Source organism: Microbacterium imperiale, assembly GCF_017876655.1.
Classification (GTDB): domain Bacteria; phylum Actinomycetota; class Actinomycetes; order Actinomycetales; family Microbacteriaceae; genus Microbacterium; species Microbacterium imperiale.
On record NZ_JAGIOK010000001.1, the window covers coordinates 276235 to 299748 of the forward strand.

The following is a 23514-nucleotide window of genomic DNA, read 5'->3' on the forward strand; positions in this document are numbered from 1 at the left end:
CGAAGGAGCGCCGATGTTGCCCGATCTCACGCAGTACCTCTGGATAGCGTGGCTCGTGCTGGCCTTGATCTTCGTGATCGTCGAGCTGCTCACGCTCGAGTTCACCTTCCTCATGCTGGCCGGGGGAACGCTCGTGGGCGGTCTCGGCGCGAACCTCCTCTCGGCACCCTGGTGGCTCCAGGTCGGTGCTGCCGCGGCCGTCTCGGCGCTGCTGCTGTTCACCATCCGTCCCCTATTGCTGCGTCTGCTGCATCGCAGTAGTGCGCACATCCCCACCAATGTGGATGCTCTCGCCGGCATCGGAGCACGTGTCCTCGTGCCGTTCGTCGACGGAGCCGGATCGGTCAAGCTCGACAACGGCGAGACCTGGACGGCCCGTCTGGTCGAGGGAGAGAGAAACGCCGAGGTCGGCTCGCGCCTCGTCGTCCGCGCCGTGCGAGGTGCGACCGTCGAGGTCGCCGCCGCCGTACCGGACCCGAAGGAGAACACCCATGGTTGACGTCGGCGCTTTCGTCGGACAGATCTTCGTGATCGTCCTGCTGGTCGTGCTCGCGATCTTCGTGATCGTCGTGCTCTTCCGCGCGATCCGCATCATTCCGCAGGCGTACGCCGGGGTGGTGGAGCGTCTGGGCCGATATCAGCGCACGCTGTCTCCCGGCCTGAACCTCCTCGTACCGTTCATCGACCGCGTCCTCCCCCTCGTCGACATGCGCGAGCAGGTCGTCTCGTTCCCGCCGCAGCCGGTGATCACCGAAGACAACCTCGTCGTCTCGATCGACACCGTCGTCTACTTCCAGGTGACGGATGCCCGCGCTGCCACCTATGAGATCAACAACTACCTCGGCGCCGTCGAGCAGCTGACGACCACGACGCTCCGCAACGTCGTGGGCGGCCTGAATCTCGAGGAAGCCCTCACCAGCCGCGACAACATCAACGGTCAGCTGCGCGTGGTCCTCGACGAGGCGACCGGCAAGTGGGGCATCCGCGTATCCCGCGTCGAGCTCAAGGCCATCGACCCGCCCACCTCGATCCAGGACTCGATGGAGAAGCAGATGCGGGCGGAGCGCGATCGTCGCGCCGCGATCCTCACGGCCGAGGGCTCCAAGCAGTCGCAGATCCTCGAGGCCGAGGGCCGCCGGCAGGCGGAGATCCTCAAGGCCGAGGGTGACAAGCAGGCTCAGATCCTGCGCGCGGAGGGCGAGTCGGCGGCGATCCAGTCGGTGTTCCAGGCCATCCACGACGGCAACCCCGACGACAAGCTCCTGGCGTACCAGTATCTGCAGACCCTTCCGAAGATCAGCGACAGCGCCTCCAGCAAGCTGTGGATCATCCCGAGCGAATTCACCGAGGCGTTGAAGGGGATGAGCGCCGGCTTCGCCGGTCGTCGCGACGACCGTCAGGCTCCCCCGACGCCGTGACCCACCCGTTCTTCGCACCCGACCGCCCACGCGTCTTCGCTCACCGCGGGTTCGTCCCGCCCGACGCGGAGGGCGTCGTCGAGAACTCCTTCGCCGCCTTCGCGGCGGCGCACGCGGCGGGAGTGCCCTACGTCGAGTCGGACTGCCATGTGAGCGCCGACGGCACGGTCATCCTGTTCCACGACGCCGATCTCGCGCGGGTCGCGGGCGATCACCGGAGCGTGTCGGATGTCGGCGATCGCGAGCTCGAGCTGCTGATGGCCGAACGCGGCGGACTCGTCACGCTCGCTCAGGCGCTCGAGGCTTTTCCGACGCTGCGCTTCAACCTCGACGTGAAGGCCGAGGGCGCCGCCGAAGAGGTCGGACGCATCGTCGCGCCGCACGCCGACCGCGTGCTGCTCACGAGCTTCTCGGAGCGGCGTCGCGTCTCCGCGATGCGGTCGGCGTCGCGACTCGGCGGGCGTCCCGCGACCTCGGCCGGCACGACGCGCGTCGCGGCCTTCGTCGCCGCGGCCACCGTCGGTGTGCCATGGTTGATACGCCGCGCGCTGCGCGGCATCGATGCGATCCAGGTACCCGAACGACGGGGGCCGATCCGGGTCGTCTCTCCCCGCCTCATCCGCGCGGCGCATCGCGCCGGCGTCGAGGTGCACGTCTGGACCGTGAACGACGCGGACGACATGCGCCGCTTGCTGGCCGCCGGAGTGGACGGGCTGGTGACCGATCGCGTCGATCGCGCACTGGCCGTCATCAACGGTTCACGCTGATATCCCGACACGCTGAACATCGGCTGTGAAACCCGGCCGAGATTCACTCATTCGGATGATGCACACAGCCGCGCACGTTACAACTGATAGCCGACGAGAGGACCACACAATGGCAGACCGCAGTTTGCGCGGCATCCGACTCGGCGCCTCGAGCCTACAGAGCGAAGAGGGCGTCGTCTTCCACGACCGGATCAACCACACGTACGTGTGCTCGCGCTGTGCGCACGAGACCGTCATGACGTTCGCGGCCGACGCCGAAGCGCCCGAGACCTGGGAATGCCGCGCGTGCGGCGCCGAGGCTCTGCTGCGCGTGGGCGAGGGCCTCGTCGAGGTCGACCACTCGGGCGACAAGGCCGCCCGCACCCACTGGGACATGCTGCTGGAGCGTCGGACGATCCCCGAGCTCGAAGAGCTCCTCGAGGAGCGTCTCGCCATGCTCCGGGAGCGCCGCGGTTCGCGCCTCAGCGCCTGAGCTTCCCGCTCCGCGCCCACAGTGCCGGCTCCTTCGGGGGGCCGGCACTGTCGTTTCACCGGCGCCGCTTGATTCCGGCGATGAGGCCGATCACGACGAGCGCTGCAGCACTCCCCCACCCGAGGACGACCTGCACCGCTCCCCCGAGCACCACGGCCGGCGTGAGCCCGGTCCGCAGCGGCACGTCGGTGATCATCGCTCCGGCTTCGGCGGCGGGCAGCCCGTCGAGCTCTTTTCCGTCCGGTGCGATCACCTGGCTCGTGCCCACTGTCGAGATGTTGACGACCGAGCGTCCGGTCTCGATCGCGCGCATCCGCGCGAAGGCGAGCTGCTGAAGATTCTCGTCGGTGTCACGGAAGTCGGCATTGTTCGTCTGGAACACGTAGACCTGGGCGCCCTCACGTGCCCCCGCCCAGATCACGTCGTCGTACAGCACGTCGAAGCAGATGGCGAGGCCGAGCCCCACGCCGTCGACGTCGATGAAGGGCGGGTTGGTCCCCGGTGTGTACTCGCGCTGGATCAGACCGATCAGATCGGGCACGATCATCTCGAAGAACCAGCGGTCTGGCACGTACTCGCCCATCGGCACCGGCCGGGACTTGTCGTGGATCGCGACCGGGTTGTCGGCCCCGGCGCGCCACAGCATGGAGGTGTTGAAGCTGTTCTCGCCGCGCGTCGTCGCCGCGTTGACCAGCAGGGGCGCCTCGACGCGCTCCGAGAGGCGGTCGAGGGCACGAGCGACCGACGCGTTGGCCAACGGATCGGCATCGATACCGCCCTCGGGCCACACGAGCAGATCCATCGGCTCGTCGATGATCGCCTCGGTCGCCTCGAGCTGCGCCCGGAACACGCCGTACGGCTCGCGATCGTCGAAGTAGCCCGCGGGGCCGTTTCCCTGCACCGAGCCGATGCGATACGTGCCCGCGTCCGCCGTCGGGAACGCCGGGGTCACGACCAGGACGACGATGACAGCGAGGGCGGGAAGGGCCGTGCGCAACTCACGCCACCGACCGGCGCGGCCCCACTCGATGCCGGCCGCTGCGACGAAGACCATGAGGAAGGTCAGCCCCGAGACGCCCGTCCATGACGCGATGTGGGCGAGGGGGCTCTCGGACTGACTCATCCCGATCCGCCCCCACGGGAAGCCGGTGTACGGCCAGGAGCCCATGAACAGTTCTCGGGCGGTCCACAACCCCGCCACGAGGGCCGGCAGCGCGACGAAGCGCCCCCACCACCCCGGCGCGACCCGCGGGAGCCAGCGGTAGGCCAGTGCGATCGGGATGGAGCCGAGAGCCATGAACAGGGTCTCGATCCCGGCCAGACCGAACCACGGCAGAGGCCCGAGGTATCGGGTGATCCAGGAAATGTGGATGAAGTAGAACGAAGCGCCGAACACGGCGCCGACGGCGACCGCCCCGCCCACCGACCGACCGACGAGCCCGACGAGTGAGAACGCCACACCGACGAAGGCGAGCGGCCACCAGCCGATGTCGGGGAACGCGGCGTCGAGCACGGCACCACCCACGAGCGCGGCGACGAGCGCCAGCCACAGCGGGATGAGAGGGCGCGAGCGGGCCCCGGGCGAATCGGCCACGGTGTCGAGCCTAAACGCCGGAGTATGAGACGATGCCGCGTCGCACCGCCTCGAGCGCGGCCCGGGCGGTACGCGCCACAGGCCCGTCCGCGACCAGCGAGAGCTGGTCGAGCAGGTCGATCGTCTGCTTCGCCCAGCGGACGAAGTCACCGGCGGCCATATCCGCCTCGACGAGTACGCGGTCGAGCATGGCCCCCCGCGCCCAGGAGTGCATCGCGCCCGCCAAGCCGGTCGCGACGGGCTCGGACCCGGGCAGCTGGTGGTCGCGTTCGAGATCGTCCAGCACCGCCCACAGTTCCTGGGTGGCAGACAGGGCGGTGCGGAACGCGCCGCGCGGTAGCCCGTACTCGCCCGGCCCGTCGCCTTCGCGACGCGGTTCGTAGACCAGCGAGCAGGCGAGCGCGGCCATGCCCGCCGGATCGAGGTCGCGCCACAGTCCCCGCCGCAGCGCTTCGGCGACGAGCAGATCGCGTTCGCCGTAGATGCGCCGCATGGTCGCGCCGGCCGGCGTCAGCGAGGTCGCGCCGTCCTCATCGATCCGGACGTATTCGAGCGCCGCGAGGACGTCGACGACGCGGTCGAACACCCGGGCCACGGTCCCCGTGCGGGTGTCGATCTGCTGCCGCAGCTTCTCGACGTCGCGCCGCAAGCGCCAGTAGCGTTCGGCCCACCGCGCGTGGTGCTCGCGGTCGGGGCAGCCGTGGCATGGATGCCGCTGCATCCGGCGCCGCAGGAGCGCGAGCTCGTCCTGCCGACGCTGGCGCACCCGGGCCGGGGCGGTGCGGTCGTTGCGGTTGAGCTTCTCGAGGTCGCTCAACTCGCGACGGATGCCGGAGTACTCGGCGAAGTCGCCCCGGTCGCAGGTCATGGAACGGGCGTACCCCTCGAGGGTCTGCTCCTTGTCGCGCACCTGACGGGCGAGACCGACCACCGACCGGTCGGCCTGGAACTGCGCGAACGAGGACTCCAGCACTTCCCGGGCCCGCTCCCGCCCGAACCGGTCGATGAGGTTCACCGCCATGTTGTAGGTGGGCCGGAAGCTCGAATTCAGCGGGTAGGTGCGGCGCGAGGCGAGAGCTGCCACCGCCTGCGGGTCGAGCGCCTCACTCCACTGGATGACGGCATGCCCCTCGACATCGATGCCCCGTCGCCCGGCGCGACCGGTGAGCTGGGTGTACTCCCCCGACGTGATCGCGACGCGGGCTTCGCCGTTGAACTTCTCGAGCTTCTCGAGCACGACGGTGCGCGCCGGCATGTTGATGCCGAGAGCGAGCGTCTCGGTGGCGAACACCACCTTCACGAGCTTGCGCTGGAACAGCTCCTCGACCACCTCCTTGAAGGCGGGCAGCAGGCCGGCGTGGTGCGCCGCCACACCCCGCTCGAGGTTCTCGCGCCACTCCCAGAAACCGAGAACCGCGAGATCCTCCTCCGCCAGCGCGCGCGTGCGCCGCTCGACGACCTCGCGGATCTCGTCGCGCTCCTCGGGCGTCGTCAGCCGCACCCGCGAACGTCGCAGCTGTTGGACGGCTCCATCGCAACCCGCCCGGCTGAAGATGAAGAAGATCGCAGGCAGAAGATTCGCGCGGGCGAGGAGGCCGACAACATCCGGCCGGTCCAAGCGCTCCATCCGCTGCATGCCGCCCGGACGCGGCGCGTTCCGGTCGCGCCGCTGACCGCGGTGCGCCTCTCGCCCGCCCCCGGAGCGATAGCCCTGCGTCCGGCGGTCGCGGTCGGAGCGCGGACCCTGCGGCGACCGAAGCCGCATGAGCTCCTGATTGACCCGGGCCGTGGCGACGCCGGCGCGATCGTCGAAGAGCGGCAGGAGGTCGCCCCGCACCAGGACATGCTGCTCGAGGGGAACGGGCCGGATCTCGGATACGACGACCGCCGTGTCACCGCGCACCGTGTCGAGCCAGTCGCCGAACTCCTCGGCGTTGGACACCGTCGCCGACAGCGCGACCATCCGCACCGAGCGATGGAGGTGGATGATGACCTCTTCCCACACCGCCCCGCGGAAGCGGTCGGCGAGGTAGTGCACTTCGTCCATCACGACGTATCGCAGGCCGCGAAGAGCCGGGGAGTCCGCGTACAACATGTTCCGCAGCACCTCAGTCGTCATCACGACGATGCGGGCGTTGCCGTTGATGTTCGTGTCGCCGGTGAGCAGCCCGACCTCGTCGGGCCCGTAGACGTCCACGAGCTCGCGGAACTTCTGGTTCGACAGCGCCTTCATGGGCGTCGTGTAGAACGCCTTCGCGTCGGGCTCGCGCATGGCCAGGTGCATCGCGAACTCGCCGACGATGGTCTTCCCCGCGCCGGTGGGAGCCGCCACCAGAACGCTGCGCCCATCCTCGAGGGCCTGACATCCGGCGATCTGGAACGGGTCGAGCGAGAAGCGCTGATTCTCTGCGAAGGCGGATGTCAGCGGATGCGCACGGGCCGACTGCGCGGCCATATACCGTTCGGCGGGGCTCGGGCCGCTCACGGGATCGGATCCGTCGTCGGCATCGGCCCCGGAACCGTGAGCTCGGGCGCACGCCGCGAACGGCGGAAGTCGAGCAGCAACGACAGACCCGCCGCCGCGAAGTAGAGGACGGTGAGGATCGCCGCGAGCATGAGCATGCTGACGATGTCGGCGGCCGGGGTCGCCAGACCCGAGAAGATCACGGCGACCAGGATCGCGACGCGCCAGCCCTTCAGGATCGCCTTGCCGCTCATGATGCCGGCGAAGTTCAGGGCGACGAGGAACACCGGGATGACGAAGGCGATGCCGACCACGAGGAGCAGCTTGAACACGAAGTCGTAGTAGTACTTGCCCTCGTAGAAGTTCGCGGACGACTCGGGCGAGAACGTCGCCATGATCTCGACGATGTGGGGCATGACGAGCCAGCCGGTGAGCACGCCCGCGAAGAAGAGCGGCACCGCCGCCGAGACGAAACCGACGGTGTAGCGAACCTCTTTACGGGTCAGACCGGGCATCAGGAACGCCCAGATCTGCCACAACCAGATCGGTGCCGAGAGGATGATGCCGACCGAGAACGAGATGCGCAGGCGCATGTCGAACGGCCCGGTGATCGTCGAGTACATGAGCTTGACGGCCTCGCCGTCACCGCGCTGCTCGGCGACGAGCCGGATGGGCTCGGTCATGGCCCAGATGATCCAGTCGGTGAGGAAGAAGGACGCGACCATCGAGGCGACCAGGGCGATCGCCGCGATGATGAGGCGCCGCCGCAGCTCGATGAGGTGCTGCCCGAGGGACATGCGCTTGTCGCGCCGGGGGCCGCCCTCCGCCCCTGAGCGCGTGCGCTCAGCTGTGACCACGCGGGGCTACGGAGTGGGCGCGGCGGGACCGCTCTTCGGGTCCGCCGGCTTATCGCTCGGCGTGGAGTCGACCGTCGCAGGCGCCGTCGTTCCGGCGGAGGCGTCGTCTTCCTTCATGGCCTTCAGCTCACCCTTGAAGATGCGGGCGGACTGGCCCATGCTCTTCGCCAGCGCCGGCAGCTTGGCCGCGCCGAACAGCAGCAGGATGACGATGAGTAGGACCCACAGGTGCGGCCCTGCGAAAAGATTGCCCATAGCGTCTCCTCGTCGCTCGTTTCGCCCAGTCTAACCCGGGCATCCGGAGAGGCAGCCGGACGCGCACGTGATTATTCGTACAGATCCAACGCCGCGCTCGCCCAGTCGTGCGCCGCTCGTCGTGCGTCGATCGGTGCAACGATCTCGATGGCGCCGCCGGCACGGGCGACGAGGCGCTTGAGCGACCGTGCGTCCGCGACCCGGATGCGAGCGATCCGCCAGGGGCCGTCCGCGCGCACCTCGGCGTTGGCGAGGTACTCCCCGACGGCGGCCGTCGCCGCCACGGGGAATCGGATCTCGGCGACGACCTCGTCCTCGCCGGGCTGGAACAACTCGGGCACCGGTTCGGAAGCATGCACTGCGGGTATCTGCGTCGCTTCGGCATCCGCGATGCGGTCGAGGTGGAAGGTGCGCATCGCCCGACGCATGTGGCACCAGCCCTGCAGGTACCACTGCCCATCCGAGATCGAGACCTTCACCGGGTCGACCGTGCGCTTCGTCGGCCCCGGCGCATCGGGCGCGCGATACGTGAACGACACCGCCACGCGCTCGCGCAGCGCGCGCGCCACCGTCTCGCGCACCTCGTCGACGGGCGCCGGCGCGATGATCACCTCGGCCGGAGTCTGACCCGCGCCGCGGGCGAGCTTGGCGAGGAGCCCCTGCATGACGTCGCTGTCGCCGACTCCCGGGAGCGATGCCGCGAGCTGGAGACCGGCGAGGAGGGCCGCCGCCTCGCGTGCCGTCAACCGCGGTGAGCGCTCGAGCCCGACGGAGTTGGTGATGACGATCCGGTCCTCACGTTCGAGCAGGTCCCAGTCGATGTCGAAGAGGTCGTTGGCCATCTGCCAGAACCCGCCTTCGCCCGGCAGACCGATCACCGTGAGCTTGCGCACCATCTCGCGCATCTGCTCGGCGGACACCTCGAAGTCACAGGCCGCCTGCTCGACGGTCACCTCGCCGGCGGCGATCAGATACGGGACGAGTTGCAGGATCAGCGCGGCCCGGTCGGTGGCGACGATCGGCTGCGCGCTCATGCCCGCACCTCCGACCGCTGCAGCGCACCGCGAAGCCGCTCGACGACGGCATCCCGCAGTTCGACAGGCGCGATCACGCGCACCTCTGGTCCGTACGAGGCCAGCTCGTCCGCGAGCACCTGGAGATCGACGTACGGGATGCTCAGGCCGCTCGGTACGTCGGCGCCGGTCACGGCGCGGCGGCCGAGCCGGACCGCGGCCTCGGTGCCGGCGGCGACCTCGACGACGGCGCGCTGGCGCGCCGCGAGATCGCGGAGTCCGGCAAGAGCCCGCTCCCCCGCCCCCGCGAGCGCCGACGGATCGAACGACCGGCGGGTCGTGACCACGTCGGAGCAGATGCGGGAGAGCAGGAAGGTGCGCTCCGCGCCGACGTTCGTGTCGAAGGCGAAGAGGTGCCAGCGGCCCTCGAAATCAAGCAGGGCGTAGGGGCGCACCTGACGGCGACGCGGCTGGTCGGACCCGGGACGCAAGTAATCGAAGGCGACTTCGCGGGCCTGCTCCATCGCGCGTTGCAAGGGCAGGAAGGATGACTCGCGCAGCGTGATGCGCGGCGCGTAGCCGATGATCGGCTCGTCGACGTCGATTCCGAGCGATCGGATCTTGCGCAGACCGGAACGGGCGCCCGCCGAGAGCGACCCCTCCTCCCACACGCCGCCCGCGAGCGTCAGCACAGCCAGCTCGGCCGGGGTGAACTCGATGTCGTCGGGCAGCGCATACTCGGTCGGCGGGATCCGATAGCGGGCCTCGCGCAGATCGTCGGGGTCGGCGTAGTCGCCGATCGTCTCGATCGGTACGCCGAGGCCGCGGAGGTTCTCCTTGTCGCGCTCGAACATCTTCTCGAGCGCGTCCTTGCGGGCACCGCCCTCGTTCTGCTCCCGGTAACCCGAGACCGAGCTGAGGATGGTGTCCTTCGTCAGCCCTTGTTCGGTGGCCATGAGCGCCACGACGAGGTTCACCAGACGCTCTTCCGGAGGCACGCGTGGTGAGGGGCTGGACACGCCTTCGATTCTAGGCGCGACCGAGCGTGGGCCGACTCAGGCGGCGGGATCGAGGCCGAGGATGTCGATGACGTAGACGAGGGTGTCGCCCGTGGCGCCCGCGGCGCCGTCGTCGCCCGGGATCACGGCGAGTACCTGCGACCCCACCGGCTGACCGCGCAGCGCGTCCGCGAACGAGTCACCCATGCTGTCGATCATGAGGGGGCGCGAACCGCTCCCCCACGTCGTGTCGACGACCTGCTGGTCGCTCCAGCTGACGGCGGTGTAGTGGACGCGCACCGGGACATCGCCGGTCACCTCGGGTCCGTCGCCCTTCTTGAGCACCTCGACGGCGACCTCCGCCGGCGGCTCGGCGTCGGGGACGACGATCCCCGGGCGGCCGTCGGGGGCGCGGACGACCGACGGCATCCCGGACCGGTCGTTGAACTGCTCGGCGCCGTCCGCCGCGGCGAGGTACACCTTCTGCAGGTCGAGGACCACGACGGTCGTGGCGTCCGGTCCCATCCCGAAGCGTGCGCGGGTGTCGGCGGTGACCTCGTCGGGACCCAGCGCCATGACGACCCGCGACCCCTCGGTCGCGCACGCGAGCGCGTCGACCAGGCCCGGGAAGGTCGCCTCCCAGTTGTCGAGCGGATAGACCTGCGAGAGGTCGCCGCTGTAGCCGGAAGCCGCGATCGGGGCACCGGAGGAGCCGTCGATGACCGTCAGATCGAAGACGACGTCCTGAGCGTCAGACGTGATGGCGCGGCCGTCGCCGACGACGAGGTCGCGAGCTGCCAGCCCGTCGACGTGCACGGGTGCGCCGAGGCTGATCTCGGGCTCGGTGCCGACGGGAGCCTCTCCGACCTGCACGAGGTCGAGAGCGCTCGAGTCAGCCGGTTCCCGAAGGCACGAAGCGGAACCGCCCGACGGTGTCGAGCAAGCCGTCAGAGCGACAACGGTCAACGAGAGAGCGCCGGCGGCGGCGAGGATCCTACGCACCGCAGCAGTCTACGCGGACTCGTCCTGCCCGCCGGACCCGGCGGCGATGCGCGCACCGTCGGCGGCGCGCTGGGCCTCGCGCATCCGCTTGCGCAGGTTCTTGTCGGTGATCTCGCGGTCGCCGACGGCGCCGGGCGTCCACAGCTCGACGTCCTCGTCCGCGTAGCTCGGCTTCTTCAGCGCGCGCTTGCGCACATCGGGTGGCACCGCACCCGGCGCGAGGCGACGCGCTGTCAGCAGGAACCCCGTGTGGGCGACCATCCGATGGTCGGGGCGCACCGCGAGGCCTTCGACGTGCCAGCCGCGGATCATCGTCTCGGAGGCCTCCGGGTCGGTGAACAGGCCGGTGCCGCGGACGTACTCCGCGACGCGGCTCAGCTGCGTCGCCGTGGCGATGTAGCAGAGGACCACGCCGCCCGGGGCGAGGGCGTCCGCGACGGCGTCGATGCACTCCCACGGGGCGAGCATGTCGAGGACCACGCGATCCACGCTGCCCGGGGCGACGGCATCCGGCAGGCTCTCGACGAGGTCGCCGACGACGACATCCCAGTTGCTCGGACGCGACCCGGTGAAGGTCGTGACGTTGGCTTCGGCCACCTCGGCGAACTCAGCCCGCCGCTCGAACGAGAGCAGCCGTCCCTCGGCGCCGATGGCGCGCAGCAGCCACAGCGACAGGGCGCCCGAGCCGACTCCCGCCTCGACGACGGTCGCGCCGGGGAAGATGTCGCCGGCCGCGAGGATCTGCGCCGCATCCTTCGGGTAGACGATCGCCGCGCCGCGGGGCATCGACATGACGAAGTCGCGCAACAGCGGCCGGAGCGCGAGGTACTCGTGCCCGCCGCTGTTGGTCGCGACCGATCCGTCGGGCTGGCCCACCAGGACGTCGTGACGCAGCACGCCGTGGTGCGTGTGCAGCTCGCCACCTTCGCGGAGAGTGATGGTGTGCATCCGCCCCTTGGGTCCGGTCAGCTGAACGCGGTCGCCGTAGCGGAAAGGCCCGCGGGGCTGGAGGTCGTCGGTCATGCGGGGGCTCCGAGTCGGTGGCTGGTGTACAGGTCGGTCAGATCGGCGACGGTGCGTCCGTCGAGGGAGTCCCAGAGGGCGTGCGCGCCGATTCCCGCGAGCGGGACCATGAGCGGGACGCCCAGCGCGACGGCCCCGGAAGCGACCGCCGAACGCAGACCGTTCGGGGAGTCCTCGATCGCCACCGTCTCGGCGACGTCGACGCCGAGCGCTCGGCAGGCCTGCAGATAGGGGTCGGGATGCGGCTTGGGGCGGACCGCGTCGTCGCCGGCGATCACGACATCGAAGGCCTCGAACGGGATGGCCGAGACGACGGTTTCGGCCATCCGCCGCATCGACATCGTCACGAGCGCCGTCTTGATGCCGGCCTGACGGAGGCCGGCGAGGAGTTCGCGCGCGCCCGGGCGGAACGGCGCGCCCTCGGCGCGCAGGCGAGATGAGACGGTGTCGGTGAGGTGATCGATGATCTCACGGGTCTCCATCCGAACACCCGCTGCCTGCAGGATGCGGGCGGAGTCTTCGAGGCCCAGCCCGACGAGCGACAGCGCCTGCTCGTGCGTCCAGACGCCCCCGAAGCTCGCGACGAGCGGCCCCTCCGCGGCCATCCAGTACGGTTCGGTGTCGACGAGGGTGCCATCCATGTCCCACAGGACGGCGGCAGGAGCGGGAGAGGTCATCCGCCCCATGTTACCGACGCGCGGTCGCGGCGCCGCGCGCCCCCGCCCCGGCCCGAGCAGGCGCGGCGTATCGTGGAGCAGAACCTCTCGGAAGGAGGACGGGTGAACAGTCTGGGACGTCGGGTTCTCGTGGTCGCCTTCGACGGATGGAACGACGCCGGCGAAGCTGCGACGGCCGCTGCGACCCAGCTGCGCGAGTCACGCCCGTACGAGCCGGTCTACTCGGTCGATCCCGAGCTCTATTTCGACTACATGTACACGCGGCCCCAGATCGAGGCCGACGCGGACGGCCGGCGGTCGCTGCGCTGGCCCGAGGCGACCATCTGGCGCCCCCAGGCGACGGCCCGCGGAACCCGGCTGTGGGTGCTCAGCGGCGCCGAGCCTGCACGCGCGTGGAAGTCGTTCGCGGCCGAGCTGGTGGACGCGGCTCTCAGCGAGGACATCACGGGACTCGTGGCCCTCGGCTCGATGATGAGCGACGTGCCGCACACGCGGCCCATCACCGTCTTCCGCGGCAGTGACAACGACGAACTGCGCACGGCACTCGGCCTCGAGCGCTCGACGTACGAAGGACCCGTCGGCATCCTCTCCGTCATCGCGGCGGCCGCCGAGGAAGCCGGCATCCCCACGGCCGCCCTCTGGGCGAGCGTCCCGCACTACGTCGCCGGGCACTCCCCCTCGCCCAAGGCGACGCTCGCCCTGCTCGACCGGCTCGAGGGCATCACCGGCGCGAAGATCGCCCGCGGCTCGCTGCCCGGCGACGCGCTCGCGTGGGAGGCGACCATCGACGCGGCCGCCGCCGACGACGAGGAGATGACGGAGTACATCCGCCAGCTGGAACAGACACGCGACACGTGGGACTCGCCCGAGGCCTCCGGCGACGCGATCGCGCAGGAGTTCGAGAAGTACCTGCGTCACCGCGGTGACGGCGACGGCCGCGGGCTGGGGCGGGGACCGCACCGCTGACGCGGCCCCCGCGGCGGCTCAGGACGCCTGCAGCACGCCCATCGAGAGCAGGACGATCAGCACGACGCCGAGCCCGACCCGGTACAGCACGAACGGCAGGAAGCTGCCGCGCTTGAGGTACTGCATCAGGAACGCGATGACGGCCAGCCCGACGCCGAACGCGACGACCGTGGCCACCGCCGTCTCGGTCAGCGTGAACACCGAGGCGCCGGGTTCGCGGATCGCCTGCAGCAGCTCGTAGAAGCCGCTGCCGAAGACGGCGGGGACGGCGAGCAGGAAGGCGACCTCGGCCGCGGCCGGCCGCGTGTAGCCGAGGGTCAGCCCCATCGTCGTGGTGGCGCCGGAGCGGGACACGCCGGGGATGAGGGCCAATGCCTGGGCGAAGCCGAGCGCGAGGCCGTGGCCGTAGGTGAGATCCTTCTCGGTGCGCACGCGGCGGCCGAGGGCGTCGGCGGCGCCGAGGAGCAGACCGAAGACGATCAGGACGATCGCCACCAGCCAGAGGTTGCGGAAGGTGTCGCGGATGACGTCCTGGAAGAGGAAGCCGAGCACACCGATCGGCAGCGTGCCGATGATGACGATCCAACCGAGGCGGACGTCGGCGTCGTCGCGCGGCACCGAGCCGGTGAACGAGCGGAACCAGCGGCCGATGATGCGCGTGATCTTCTTCCAGAAGTAGACGAGCACGGCCAGCTCTGTGCCGATCTGCGTGATGGCGGTGAAGGTCGCGCCGGGATCCTGCGCCGAGGGCAGGAACTCTCCCACGATGCGCAGATGAGCGCTGGAAGAGATCGGCAGGAACTCGGTCAGGCCCTGGATGATGCCCAGGATGATCGCCTCGAGAAGCTGCATGGGGCGCCTTTCAGTACGTGCGGATGAGATCGGTGAGCACGCGCTGCCCGAAGACGAGCGCGTCGATCGGGACGCGTTCGTCGACCCCGTGGAACATACCGGTGAAGTCGAGATCGGCCGGGAGGCGCAGCGGCGCGAAGCCGAATCCGGCGATGCCGAGTTCCGCCAGCGCCTTGTTGTCGGTTCCGCCCCCCATCAGGTACGGCAGCACCGGCACGCCGGGATCGTGGCGACCGAGCGCGGCGACCATGGAGTCGACCAGGGAGCCCGCGAACGGCACCTCGAGCCCGATGTCCCGGTGCACGATCTCGATCCGGATGTCGTCGCCGACGATGCGCTGGATCTCGGCGAGGACGGCGTCCTCCTGCCCGGGGAGCGTGCGCACGTCGATGGCAGCCGAAGCGGCATCCGGGATGACGTTGTGCTTGTAGCCGGCGGTCAGACCGGTGGGGTTGGCCGTCGTCCGGAAGGTCGAGGCGAGGAAGGCCGACGTGGCACCGGTCGCCTCGACGACCGCGTCCGGGTCGGCGCCATCGCGTCCGCTCAGGCGCGCGAGGTCGGCCACGAGACGCTCCGTCGTGGCCGTGAGCTCGATCGGCCAGCGTGCGCGCCCGAGCGCCGCGACCGCTTCCGCGACGCGCGTGATCGCGTTGTCGGGATGCAGCCGGCTGCCGTGGCCCGCCCGGCCCGTGGCGTGCAGGCGCAGCCACACGAGCGCCTTCTCGCCCACCTGCAGCAGGTACGCGCGGTGCCCGTCGACGCCGATGGAGTAGCCGCCGACCTCGCTGATCGCCTCGGTCGCGCCGGCGAACCACTCCGGCCGATCGCGGACGACGAGCTGCGAGCCCTCGACGCCGCCGTTCTCCTCGTCGGCGAAGAAGGTCACCACCAGGTCGCGCTCGGGCTGCTCCCCCGCGCGCAGCAGGCTCGCGACGGACGTGAGGATCATCGCGTCCATGTCCTTCATGTCGACCGCGCCCCGACCCCACAGCATCCCGTCGCGGACGACGCCGCCGAACGGGTCGACGCTCCAGTCCTCCGCGACGGCGGGGACGACGTCCAGATGGCCGTGGAGCACCAGCGCGGGCTTGTCGCGGTTGCGTCCCGGGATCCGCACCGACACGTTCGTGCGACGCGGGATCGGTTCGTAGTACTCGGGACGCAGGCCCAGGCCTTCGAGATACGCGCCGACGTACTCGGCGGCCTCACGCTCGCCCCGCGAACGGCCCTCGCCGAAGTTCGTCGTGTCGAAGCGGATCAGGTCCCGCGCAACGCGGGCGACCTCAGGCAGATCGTCGTTCTCGGACATGGGTTCCACGGTAGTCGCGAAGCCGTTCCGGTCATGACAGCGGCTCGGGTGCGCGAGGCGCGGTGAGCACCACGCGCAGGCCTCCCTCGGCCCGCGCTTCGAGCGCGAGCGAACCGCCGAGCGCCCGCAGCGCCGCCTCGGCGAGCGTCAGCCCCAGCCCCAGGCCCGGCCCCGCGAGGCGGGTGCTGCTGCCACGGTGGAACGGCTCGGTGAATCGCGCGACCTCGGCCGGCGTCAGCACGGCGCCGTCGTTTCCGACGACCAGACGCAGGTGCTCCCCCTCGACCTCGGCGGTGACCTCGAGACGCCCGGCGGGCCGGTTGTGGCGTACGGCGTTGCTGATGACGTTGCCCACCGCGATGCCGAGGAGGGCGGGGTCCGCCCGCGCAGCCAGCGGCGGCACGTCGACCAGCACCGCGAGCTGCTTCGCGGCGATCGCGTCCGCGCCTTCGGCCAGCGCGTCGGCGACGACGTCGTCGAGCGGCGTGGCGGGAGTGTCGTCGTCGGCTGCGCGCGGGACGGCGTAGGTGAGCGTCAGCAAGGCGGCGATCAGCCGCTCGCTGCGGGCGTTGGCCTCGAGCGCCTGGCGCACCGTGGGCTCGAGCTCGGCGGGGACGCGCCCCTGCTCGAGCGGGATCTCGAGCAGGGCGCGCGTCGTCGTCAGGGGCGTGCGCAACTCGTGCGATGCGCTCGCGATGAATCGCTCCTGGCGCTGGAACGCATCGTCGAGCCGGTCGAGCATGCCGTCGATGGTGTCGCCCAGCTCTTTGATCTCGTCGCGCGGGCCCTCGAGCTCCAACCGGCGATGCAGATCGCCGCGGGTGATCTCACGGGTGGTCGCGATGACGGCCGCGATACGCCCGAGGGAACGCCGCGACAGCCACCATCCCGCCGACGCGGCCAGGGCGGCGAAGCCGATCAGCACCACGATCGACCAGCCCAGCAAACCCGACAGCACCTCCTCCGACAGCTGCGTGGTCTGCTCCGTCACGATGGACTCGTACTGCTCCCCCGGCGCCGTGCCCGCGTCGGGGCCCGAGACGATCTCGCAGGCGAGCTCGCTCTCGGTTCGGGGTTGACCGTCGGACAATCCCTCGCTCACGATGCACCCGGTCGAGATGGTGCTGATCCCTTCGGCGAAGAGCTGCTGCACCAACAGGAACTGCACGGTCAGCAGCACCGCGCCGCCTGCGATGAACACGCCGGCGATGAGCGTCGCGAGCTTCGCCCGGAAGCTCCACGGCCGAACGAGCGTCACGCGTCCTCCGCCCCGATGCGGTAGCCGCGCCCCACGGCCGACTCGATCGGAGCGTCCGGCCCGAGCTTGCGCCGCAGGTTGTGGACGGTCGCCTTGACGATCGCCGGGTCGCGATCGCCCCCGTGGTCCCACACCTCCGAGAGCAGCTCGCCGGTCAGGACCCACCCGCCGTCCGCCCGCAGCAGGCACTCCAGCACGCCGTACTCCTTCGGCGTCAGCGATACCGGCCGCCCGTCGCGTTCGACGACGCGACGAACGGTGTCCATCCGGATGCCGCCGCCGTCGAGCACCGCGTCGAGCGTCGGGGCGGCGCGCCGGGCGAGGGCGCGGATGCGAGCGAGCAGCTCGATGTACGCGAACGGCTTGGTGACGTAGTCGTCCGCTCCGAGATCCAGTCCCGCGACGCGGTCGCCGAGAGCTCCCGCCGCCGTGAGCATGAGGATGCGCACGGGATGACCCTCGGAGCGCAGCGAACGACACACGGCGTCGCCCGTCAGACCGGGCAGGTCACGGTCGAGGATCAGCAGATCGATCTCGCGCTCGGCGAAGGCCGTGAGCGCGGTGAACCCGTCATACGCGACGTCGACGGCGTACCCCTCCCGGCGCAGACCGTCGGCGAGGGCGTCGGCCAGAACGCGCTCGTCCTCCGCCACCAGGATCTGCATGCATCCCCCTCTCCGTTCCGCGCCATCCACTCTGCCAGTGACGGGTCAAGGCTCGGTCAAGGCGAGGCAGACATCCCGTTGACACCCTGCTCGGCACGGTGGGCTCATGAGAAACACGACATTCCCACAGCACACGCTCACTCGTCCGATCCGCTCGGCCTGCCTGCTCGGAACCGCGTTCGCGCTCGCCCTCGCGCTCGCGGGGTGCAGCCCCACGCCCGACGACGTCGCACCCGGTGATGGCGCCGGCGCCGGCCGTTTCGCCGCGTGCCTGGCCGCGGCGGGCGTACCCGCGAAAGCGGTCGATCCGGGCTACGTCGTGGTCCGCGTCGCCGGCCCCGGTCAAGACGACACCGCCGAGAACGTCGGCATCGGCGCTCTGCTCACCCTGTCGGACGAGGACGGCACGTGGGTCGCGCCCGCCGACGCCGAGTTCTTCGAGGACGATGCCGCCGCGCGCGACGCGTACGCCGCGTGCGAGACGGACCATCCGGACTTCGCCCAGCCGGCCGTATCGGTGCCGGGTGGCGCCGCGGACGAGGGAGCGGATGCCCTGGCCGAGGCACTCGCATTCACCCGATGCGCGCGCGACGCGGGGTTCGCGTGGCTCGCCGACCCCGACCCCGAAAGCGGGGGCAGCATCGTCCTGCCGCCCAGCCTGACCGAGAGCGAGTTCCGCGCCCTGCTCGCGGCGTGTCCGCCCACGGACTACCCCGCCGGGCTCGGCTGGTCCGTCACCGGTGACCTGAGCTTCGACTGGACCGCCGTGCTCGACGAGTTCGCGGAGGCGGCAACGACCGGGGACACCTCAACGCGGCGGGTGCCCTCATGAGTCGTCCCGGCAGAGCCTGGACGGTCGGGGCCGCGGTGCTGGTGGGAGCAACGCTCGTGGTGGGGGGCATCGCCGCAGGCCGAGCGACATCGACCGACACCGAGGCCGGTGACGACGGGGCCACCCCTGTCACCGCCGTGGTCGAGCGCACCACGTTGGCTGCCCAGCTGCGATTGAACGGGCAGCTCGCTTACGGCACCCCGCAGCCGCTTCCGGCGAGCTCCGGCATGATCACCCGGCTGCCCTCGGCCGGTCAGATCGTCGAACGAGGGCAGCCGGTGTACGAGGTGGAGGGCAAGCCGGTCGTCCTCTTCTCGGGCGAGCGGCCGTTCTGGCGGGAGCTGTCGACCGAGAGCTCGGCCGGCGAGGACGTCCGACAGCTGCAGACGAACCTGCGCGACCTCGGCTTCGAACCGGGCCGCGACGACGGTCGCTTCGACTGGCGCACGGATCAGGCCGTGCGGGCGTGGCAGCGCAGCGCGGGGCTGCCGCAGGACGGCGTCTTCTCGCCGGCGAGCGTCGTCGTCGCCGACACCGCCCGCATCCGGATCGCGCAGGTCACCGCGCGAGCCGGCGACGGGGCGACCAGCCCCGGCACCTACACCGCCACCGACCTCCGGGCGTCGGCGGCCCTGACGCCGGCTCAGGCGCGCCGGGTGCAGGTCGGGACGGCGGCCTCGATCGAGCTGCCCGACGGCTCCGTGACCGACGCCAGCGTCGCCGCGGTCGATCCGGGTGGTCAGCCCACCGGCGCGGACGGGGGCGACCGCACTCCCCCGACCGCGATCCTCGACGTGGCCGATCAGGATGCCGTGGCGGCTGCCGGCGCCGGCGACGTTCGGGTCACGATCGTGCACGACGACGAGGAGGAGCCGACGCTCGTGGTCCCGGTGCACGCCCTCATCGCCACGGCCGGCGGCGGATACGCCGTCGAACGTCTGCGCGACGACGGGGCCGAACGCATCGCCGTGACGATCGGTCGCGTCGGCGACGCCCGGGTCGAGATCCGCAGCAGCGGCGACGAGATCGAGGGCGCCGCCGGAGCTGCCCTGGAACCGGGTGACCGGGTGGTGCTGGCACGATGAGCACAAGCGTGATCCGGGCCGACCAGGTGTCCAAGACGTATCCGGGCCCGCCGCCGACGACCGTGCTTCATCCCGTGTCATTGACCATCCACGCCGGTGAGCAGATCGCCGTCGTCGGAGCCTCAGGCTCGGGCAAGAGCACGCTGCTGGCGATCCTGGGGATGCTGGACGATCCCACTTCGGGCCGGGTCGAGGTCGACGGCGTGGCGACCGCGTCGATGAGCGAACGCGAGCGCTCCCGCATCCGGGCCACGCGCATCGGCTTCGTCTTCCAGCAGTTCCACCTTCTGCCGGCGCTCAGCGCGCTCGACAACGTGGCGACGGGGCTGCTCTACGCCGGGGTGCCGCTGCGCGCGCGCCGCGCCCGGGCCGCCGCGGCACTCCGCGACGTCGGCCTCGGGCACCGCCTCGATCACCGACCGACGCAGCTCTCGGGCGGCGAACAGCAGCGCGTCGCGATCGCCCGCGCCCTCGTCCGCGAGCCCGCGGTCCTGTTCGCGGACGAGCCGACCGGAGCGCTGGACTCCGTCACGAGCGCGGGCGTGGTCGATCTGCTGGCCGGCCTGACGGAGCGCGGGACGACCGTCGTCATCGTCACCCACGACAACGACATCGCGGCATCGTTCGCACGACGTGTGCGGATCACCGACGGCCGGGTCCGCGACGATGCCGCACGTCGGAGGAGCGCATCATGAGCGGCCGTCTGCGCGTGCGCGACGTCGTCGGCACCGCCTGGCTCGGAGTCGCCGCGCGACCCCAGCGCACGATGTTGGCAGCACTGGGCGTCGCGCTCGGCATCGCCGCGATGATCGCGCTCACGGGAGCCGCCGCGTCGAACCGTGCGCACCTGCTCGCAGAGTTCGACGCGCTCGGCGCCGACCTCGCGGTCGTGGCTCCCGGTGAAGGCCCCGACCGCAAGCCCGTCCCCCTTCCGGGCACCGCGCCCGAGACCATCGCACGCCAGGACGGTGTGGCGCGGGTCGGCGTCGTCGAGACCGCGCCGCCGGGCCTCGCGGTGTACCGCACGCACCTCATCCCCCGCACCGAGACCAGCGGCGTGACGGTCGCCGTCGCCAGGCCCAATCTCCTGGCTGCGTTGGATGCCACCGTGGTCTCGGGGCGGTGGTTCGACGACGCCTCCCGTTCGCTGCCCACGGCGGTCCTCGGCGCCACCGCCGCCGAGCGCCTGGGGATCGATCGTGCGGGTGACCGCGTGCTGATCGGGGGCGAGTGGTACGGCGTCATCGGCATCCTCGCCCCCGCCGGGATCGTCGACTCCCTCGACGCCGCCGTGTTCCTCGGCGACCGTTGGATCGCCGAGCACCTTCGTGCCGGTGACGACCCCGAGATCGCGGCGGTGTACGTCCGCGCCGAGCCCGGCCGGCTGGCGGACGTCAGCGCCATCCTCGCCGCTGCGGCCTCGCCCGGGTCACCCTACGCGTCGGTGACCCGCGCCGCGGACCTCTTGCAGGCCCGTGCCGTCGCGGACGACTCGCTCGCGACCCTCGGGCTCGCACTCGGCGGCATCGCGCTGCTCGTCGGCGGCGTGGGCATCGCCAACACGATGCTCGTGTCGGTCATGGAGCGGCGCGGCGAGATCGGGCTACGTCGGTCGCTCGGCGCCCGACCCGGGCAGATCGCGACGCAATTCGTGACCGAGTCCGCCATGCTCTCGCTGCTGGGCGGGGCCGGCGGCATCCTGCTCGGCGTCGCCGGCGCTGCAGCCACGGCGGCCGTTTTGCGACAGCCGCTCGCACTGCCGATCGCGACCATCCTGCTAGCACCCATCGTGTCGGTCATGGTCGGGGCGTTCGCCGGATTGCAGCCGGCGGTGCGCGCGGCACGGCTCGCCCCGACGGCCGCGCTGCGATCGTCGTAGGACGCAAGCGAAAGGCCCCGTCCCGGTTTCCCGGGACGGGGCCTTTCTCACTGTGCGCGAGGGGGGACTTGAACCCCCACGCCCTATACGGGCACTAGCACCTCAAGCTAGCGCGTCTACCTATTCCGCCACCCGCGCAGTGTTTTTCAGTTGTTCCCAACCGAGGATCAACACTAACACGTCGCCGCCCCCGCGAAGAATCGACGGCCGCCCGGGCGTGGCGCGGCGCGGGTTCACGACCGTACGCGCGATCGCAGCACGGCGATGCGTGCTTGCAGCTGTGCGACCGTCGCGTGCGAGACGGCCGGTCCGCCGCAGACCCGGCGGAGCTCGGCGTGGATCTGAGCGTGCGCCTCGCCGCTCTGCCGGGCGTAGAGCCCGACGAGGCTGTTGAGCAGCTGGCGCTGTTCCTTCAGCGATCGATGCAGAGGCTCGGGCAGCGACGTCTCCGGCGCGTCCTCAGCGGTGGCCGTGCCGCCCTCCGCCTTCTCGCGCGCCTCTCGGCTGTGCCGATGCTTGGACTGCCGCGACTGGCGCTGCATGAGCAGTTCGTGCACGTGCTCCGGCTCGAGCAAGCCGGGGATCCCGAGGAATTCCTCCTCCTCGGGGGTCCCTGGAACAGCCAGCTGCCCGAACTCGGCGCCGTCGAACAGCACCCGATCGAAGTGCGCGACCGAGCCCAGGGCCTGGTAGCTGAACTCCTCGGTCAGCGCGTCGGAGGCGGCGTCCTCGCGCTCGGCCTCGGCGAGCAGCGTGTCTTCGAGCCCGTCGTCGTCGCCGGCCTCGCGATCGAGCGCGTGGTCGCGCTGGCGCTCCATCTCGGCGGCCAGTCCCAGGAGCACCGGCACGTTCGGCAGGAAGACGCTCGCCGTCTCGCCGCGACGTCGAGCCCGGACGAAGCGGCCGATGGCCTGCGCGAAGAACAGCGGCGTCGAGGACGATGTCGCGTAGACGCCGACAGCCAGACGTGGCACGTCGACACCTTCCGACACCATGCGCACCGCCACCATCCAGCGGGTCGTGCTCTGGGAGAAGACCTCGATGTTGCCCGACGCGGCCTTGTCGTCGGAGAGCACGACCGTCGGAGCCTCGCCCGTGATGCCGTGGAGGATCTCCGCGTACGCTCGCGCCGCGGTCTGATCGGTCGCGATGACGAGGCCGCCGGCATCCGGGACCTCCTGACGCACCTCGGTGAGCCGGCGATCCGCCGACCGCAGCACCGCCGGGATCCAATCACCCTCAGGGTTCAGCGCGGTGCGCCACGCCTGCGAGGTGATGTCCTTCGTGTTGTCCTGGCCGAGGTGGGCCTCGAACTCGTCGCCGGTCTTGGTGCGCCACTTCATGTGCCCGGCGTAGACGAGGAACAGCACGGGCCGCACCACGCCGTCGGCGAGGGCCCGCCCGTAGCCGTAGTTGTAATCGGTCCGCGAGAGGCGGATGCCCTTGTCGTTCGGGTGGTACTCCACGAACGGGATGGGCGCGGTGTCGCTGCGGAACGGCGTTCCCGACAGCAGCAGGCGGCGGGTCGCGCGGCCATATGCCTCGCGCAGGGCGTCGCCCCAGCTGAGGGCGTCGCCGCCGTGATGCACCTCGTCGAGGATGACGAGGGTGCGGGCATCCATCGTCAGGCGCTGATGGACGGAAGCCTTCACCGCCACCTGCGCGTACGTGACCGCGACGCCGTGATACTGCCGTGACGGCGTGGCATGGCGATTGCTGAAGCGCGGATCGAGACGGATACCGACGCGACCGGCGGCATCGGCCCACTGCGTCTTCAGGTGCTCGGTAGGCGCGACGACGACGATGCGGTCGACGACGTTGCGGCGCAGCAGCTCGGACGCGAGCCGGAGCGCGAAGGTGGTCTTACCGGCACCGGGCGTCGCCGCGGCGAGGAAGTCGCGCGGACCGCGTCCGACGCCCTCGGGGCCGTCGGCGCCGAAGTACTGATCGAGCGCTTCGGCCTGCCAGGCGCGCAGTCGCTGAGCGGTACCCCAGGGGGCGCGCTGCGGGAACGAGGGCGACAGATGCTCGGCGGCGAAGCTTCCGAAATGCTCCTGCGGGTCCTCTGTCACGATGGACCACCCTAAACGACCGCACCGACAGGCTCGCCTCGTCGGGATCGGACCCG

At 70.8% G+C, this 23514-nt stretch carries 23 protein-coding genes and 1 tRNA gene; 9 read left to right on the forward strand and 15 right to left on the reverse strand.

Features of this window, described 5'->3' with window-relative positions; genetic code table 11:
- Positions 1-13 precede the first annotated feature (13 nt).
- The 4 genes from JOF37_RS01205 (at position 14) to JOF37_RS01220 (ending at position 2657) form a co-directional block, all read left to right on the forward strand.
- The gene (locus tag JOF37_RS01205) at positions 14-499 is read left to right on the forward strand and encodes an NfeD family protein (protein ID WP_210004371.1); all 486 of its coding nucleotides are present in this window, start codon (positions 14-16) and stop codon (positions 497-499) included.
- Complete coding sequence (locus JOF37_RS01210; protein ID WP_210004374.1) at positions 492-1418, forward strand: SPFH domain-containing protein; 927 nt, start codon at positions 492-494, stop codon at positions 1416-1418. The genes JOF37_RS01205 and JOF37_RS01210 overlap by 8 nt, the downstream gene beginning before the upstream one ends.
- Positions 1415-2185, forward strand: a complete 771-nt coding sequence (locus JOF37_RS01215) for a glycerophosphodiester phosphodiesterase family protein (protein WP_210004377.1) — start codon at positions 1415-1417, stop codon at positions 2183-2185. Before JOF37_RS01210 ends, JOF37_RS01215 begins: the two co-directional genes overlap by 4 nt.
- 109 nt (positions 2186-2294) lie before the next feature.
- Positions 2295-2657 carry an RNA polymerase-binding protein RbpA gene (locus JOF37_RS01220; protein WP_210004380.1) on the forward strand — a complete coding sequence of 121 codons (363 nt, stop codon included), beginning with the start codon at positions 2295-2297 and terminating at the stop codon, positions 2655-2657.
- A gap of 55 nt (positions 2658-2712) precedes the next feature.
- Here JOF37_RS01220 and lnt read toward each other — a convergent pair whose 3' ends face one another.
- The 9 genes from lnt to JOF37_RS01265 all read right to left on the reverse strand — a co-directional run bounded on the left by lnt (position 2713) and on the right by JOF37_RS01265 (position 12540).
- The gene (lnt, locus tag JOF37_RS01225; RefSeq protein ID WP_210004382.1) at positions 2713-4251 is read right to left on the reverse strand and encodes an apolipoprotein N-acyltransferase; all 1539 of its coding nucleotides are present in this window, start codon (positions 4249-4251) and stop codon (positions 2713-2715) included.
- A 10-nt stretch (positions 4252-4261) separates the two neighbouring features.
- Positions 4262-6706, reverse strand: a complete 2445-nt coding sequence (locus JOF37_RS01230; RefSeq protein WP_210007624.1) for a DEAD/DEAH box helicase — start codon at positions 6704-6706, stop codon at positions 4262-4264.
- 26 nt (positions 6707-6732) lie between these two features.
- Positions 6733-7512 carry a twin-arginine translocase subunit TatC gene (gene tatC / locus JOF37_RS01235; RefSeq protein ID WP_210004384.1) on the reverse strand — a complete coding sequence of 260 codons (780 nt, stop codon included), beginning with the start codon at positions 7510-7512 and terminating at the stop codon, positions 6733-6735.
- Between the two features lie 66 nt (positions 7513-7578).
- Positions 7579-7827, reverse strand: a complete 249-nt coding sequence (locus JOF37_RS01240; protein ID WP_210004385.1) for a twin-arginine translocase TatA/TatE family subunit — start codon at positions 7825-7827, stop codon at positions 7579-7581.
- A gap of 71 nt (positions 7828-7898) precedes the next feature.
- Complete coding sequence (locus JOF37_RS01245; protein WP_210004387.1) at positions 7899-8861, reverse strand: helix-turn-helix transcriptional regulator; 963 nt, start codon at positions 8859-8861, stop codon at positions 7899-7901.
- On the reverse strand, positions 8858-9859 hold the full coding sequence (locus JOF37_RS01250) for a helix-turn-helix transcriptional regulator (protein WP_210004389.1): 1002 nt from the start codon (positions 9857-9859) through the stop codon (positions 8858-8860). The genes JOF37_RS01245 and JOF37_RS01250 overlap by 4 nt, the downstream gene beginning before the upstream one ends.
- A 36-nt stretch (positions 9860-9895) precedes the next feature.
- Positions 9896-10840 (reverse strand): FKBP-type peptidyl-prolyl cis-trans isomerase, encoded by a 945-nt coding sequence (locus JOF37_RS01255; RefSeq protein ID WP_210004390.1) that lies wholly within the window; start codon positions 10838-10840, stop codon positions 9896-9898.
- Between the two features lie 9 nt (positions 10841-10849).
- The gene (locus tag JOF37_RS01260; protein ID WP_210004392.1) at positions 10850-11863 is read right to left on the reverse strand and encodes a tRNA (adenine-N1)-methyltransferase; all 1014 of its coding nucleotides are present in this window, start codon (positions 11861-11863) and stop codon (positions 10850-10852) included.
- Positions 11860-12540 carry an HAD family hydrolase gene (locus JOF37_RS01265; protein ID WP_210004394.1) on the reverse strand — a complete coding sequence of 227 codons (681 nt, stop codon included), beginning with the start codon at positions 12538-12540 and terminating at the stop codon, positions 11860-11862. Before JOF37_RS01265 ends, JOF37_RS01260 begins: the two co-directional genes overlap by 4 nt.
- A 102-nt stretch (positions 12541-12642) precedes the next feature.
- On the opposite strand from JOF37_RS01265, the gene JOF37_RS01270 reads away from it, so the two are divergent.
- Entirely contained in the window at positions 12643-13506 is an 864-nt protein-coding gene (locus tag JOF37_RS01270) for a PAC2 family protein (protein WP_210004396.1), read from the forward strand.
- An 18-nt stretch (positions 13507-13524) separates the two neighbouring features.
- Here JOF37_RS01270 and JOF37_RS01275 read toward each other — a convergent pair whose 3' ends face one another.
- The 4 genes from JOF37_RS01275 to JOF37_RS01290 are packed head-to-tail and all read right to left on the reverse strand — an operon-like array spanning position 13525 to position 17590.
- A complete protein-coding gene (locus JOF37_RS01275; protein WP_210004398.1) occupies positions 13525-14358 on the reverse strand; it encodes an undecaprenyl-diphosphate phosphatase in 834 nt (277 codons plus the stop codon).
- A gap of 10 nt (positions 14359-14368) precedes the next feature.
- Positions 14369-15667: a M20/M25/M40 family metallo-hydrolase gene (locus JOF37_RS01280; RefSeq protein ID WP_210004400.1), complete on the reverse strand. Its 1299-nt coding sequence runs from the start codon at positions 15665-15667 to the stop codon at positions 14369-14371.
- Between the two features lie 31 nt (positions 15668-15698).
- Complete coding sequence (locus JOF37_RS01285) at positions 15699-16925, reverse strand: sensor histidine kinase (RefSeq protein WP_210004402.1); 1227 nt, start codon at positions 16923-16925, stop codon at positions 15699-15701.
- Positions 16922-17590, reverse strand: a complete 669-nt coding sequence (locus JOF37_RS01290) for a response regulator transcription factor (protein WP_210004403.1) — start codon at positions 17588-17590, stop codon at positions 16922-16924. Before JOF37_RS01290 ends, JOF37_RS01285 begins: the two co-directional genes overlap by 4 nt.
- 106 nt (positions 17591-17696) lie before the next feature.
- On the opposite strand from JOF37_RS01290, the gene JOF37_RS01295 reads away from it, so the two are divergent.
- From JOF37_RS01295 to JOF37_RS01310, 4 genes are read left to right on the forward strand one after another with little or no spacing between them, the layout of a single operon-like run.
- Positions 17697-18422 carry a hypothetical protein gene (locus tag JOF37_RS01295; protein WP_210004405.1) on the forward strand — a complete coding sequence of 242 codons (726 nt, stop codon included), beginning with the start codon at positions 17697-17699 and terminating at the stop codon, positions 18420-18422.
- Positions 18419-19507 (forward strand): peptidoglycan-binding domain-containing protein, encoded by a 1089-nt coding sequence (locus JOF37_RS01300; protein WP_210004407.1) that lies wholly within the window; start codon positions 18419-18421, stop codon positions 19505-19507. The genes JOF37_RS01295 and JOF37_RS01300 overlap by 4 nt, the downstream gene beginning before the upstream one ends.
- A complete protein-coding gene (locus JOF37_RS01305; protein WP_210004409.1) occupies positions 19504-20202 on the forward strand; it encodes an ABC transporter ATP-binding protein in 699 nt (232 codons plus the stop codon). Before JOF37_RS01300 ends, JOF37_RS01305 begins: the two co-directional genes overlap by 4 nt.
- Positions 20199-21386: an ABC transporter permease gene (locus JOF37_RS01310; RefSeq protein WP_210004411.1), complete on the forward strand. Its 1188-nt coding sequence runs from the start codon at positions 20199-20201 to the stop codon at positions 21384-21386. The genes JOF37_RS01305 and JOF37_RS01310 overlap by 4 nt, the downstream gene beginning before the upstream one ends.
- A 53-nt stretch (positions 21387-21439) precedes the next feature.
- Here JOF37_RS01310 and JOF37_RS01315 read toward each other — a convergent pair.
- Positions 21440-21524, reverse strand: a tRNA-Leu gene (locus JOF37_RS01315).
- A gap of 95 nt (positions 21525-21619) precedes the next feature.
- The gene (locus JOF37_RS01320; RefSeq protein WP_372445482.1) at positions 21620-23461 is read right to left on the reverse strand and encodes a DEAD/DEAH box helicase; all 1842 of its coding nucleotides are present in this window, start codon (positions 23459-23461) and stop codon (positions 21620-21622) included.
- Between the last annotated feature and the right edge of the window lie 53 nt (positions 23462-23514).

What these genes read in the sequence shown, in the direction of transcription:
- JOF37_RS01295 (WP_210004405.1), top strand. Translation starts at nt 17,697, where the DNA reads ATGAGAAACACGACATTCCCACAGCACACGCTCACTCGTCCGATCCGC.
- JOF37_RS01300 (WP_210004407.1), top strand. Translation starts at nt 18,419, where the DNA reads ATGAGTCGTCCCGGCAGAGCCTGGACGGTCGGGGCCGCGGTGCTGGTG.
- JOF37_RS01280 (WP_210004400.1), bottom strand. Translation starts at nt 15,667, where the DNA reads ATGTCCGAGAACGACGATCTGCCTGAGGTCGCCCGCGTTGCGCGGGAC.
- JOF37_RS01260 (WP_210004392.1), bottom strand. Translation starts at nt 11,863, where the DNA reads ATGACCGACGACCTCCAGCCCCGCGGGCCTTTCCGCTACGGCGACCGC.
- JOF37_RS01310 (WP_210004411.1), top strand. Translation starts at nt 20,199, where the DNA reads ATGAGCGGCCGTCTGCGCGTGCGCGACGTCGTCGGCACCGCCTGGCTC.
- JOF37_RS01210 (WP_210004374.1), top strand. Translation starts at nt 492, where the DNA reads ATGGTTGACGTCGGCGCTTTCGTCGGACAGATCTTCGTGATCGTCCTG.
- JOF37_RS01305 (WP_210004409.1), top strand. Translation starts at nt 19,504, where the DNA reads ATGAGCACAAGCGTGATCCGGGCCGACCAGGTGTCCAAGACGTATCCG.
- JOF37_RS01245 (WP_210004387.1), bottom strand. Translation starts at nt 8,861, where the DNA reads ATGAGCGCGCAGCCGATCGTCGCCACCGACCGGGCCGCGCTGATCCTG.
- JOF37_RS01240 (WP_210004385.1), bottom strand. Translation starts at nt 7,827, where the DNA reads ATGGGCAATCTTTTCGCAGGGCCGCACCTGTGGGTCCTACTCATCGTC.
- JOF37_RS01275 (WP_210004398.1), bottom strand. Translation starts at nt 14,358, where the DNA reads ATGCAGCTTCTCGAGGCGATCATCCTGGGCATCATCCAGGGCCTGACC.
- JOF37_RS01265 (WP_210004394.1), bottom strand. Translation starts at nt 12,540, where the DNA reads ATGACCTCTCCCGCTCCTGCCGCCGTCCTGTGGGACATGGATGGCACC.
- JOF37_RS01205 (WP_210004371.1), top strand. Translation starts at nt 14, where the DNA reads ATGTTGCCCGATCTCACGCAGTACCTCTGGATAGCGTGGCTCGTGCTG.
- JOF37_RS01220 (WP_210004380.1), top strand. Translation starts at nt 2,295, where the DNA reads ATGGCAGACCGCAGTTTGCGCGGCATCCGACTCGGCGCCTCGAGCCTA.
- tatC (WP_210004384.1), bottom strand. Translation starts at nt 7,512, where the DNA reads ATGTCCCTCGGGCAGCACCTCATCGAGCTGCGGCGGCGCCTCATCATC.
- JOF37_RS01230 (WP_210007624.1), bottom strand. Translation starts at nt 6,706, where the DNA reads ATGGCCGCGCAGTCGGCCCGTGCGCATCCGCTGACATCCGCCTTCGCA.
- JOF37_RS01290 (WP_210004403.1), bottom strand. Translation starts at nt 17,590, where the DNA reads ATGCAGATCCTGGTGGCGGAGGACGAGCGCGTTCTGGCCGACGCCCTC.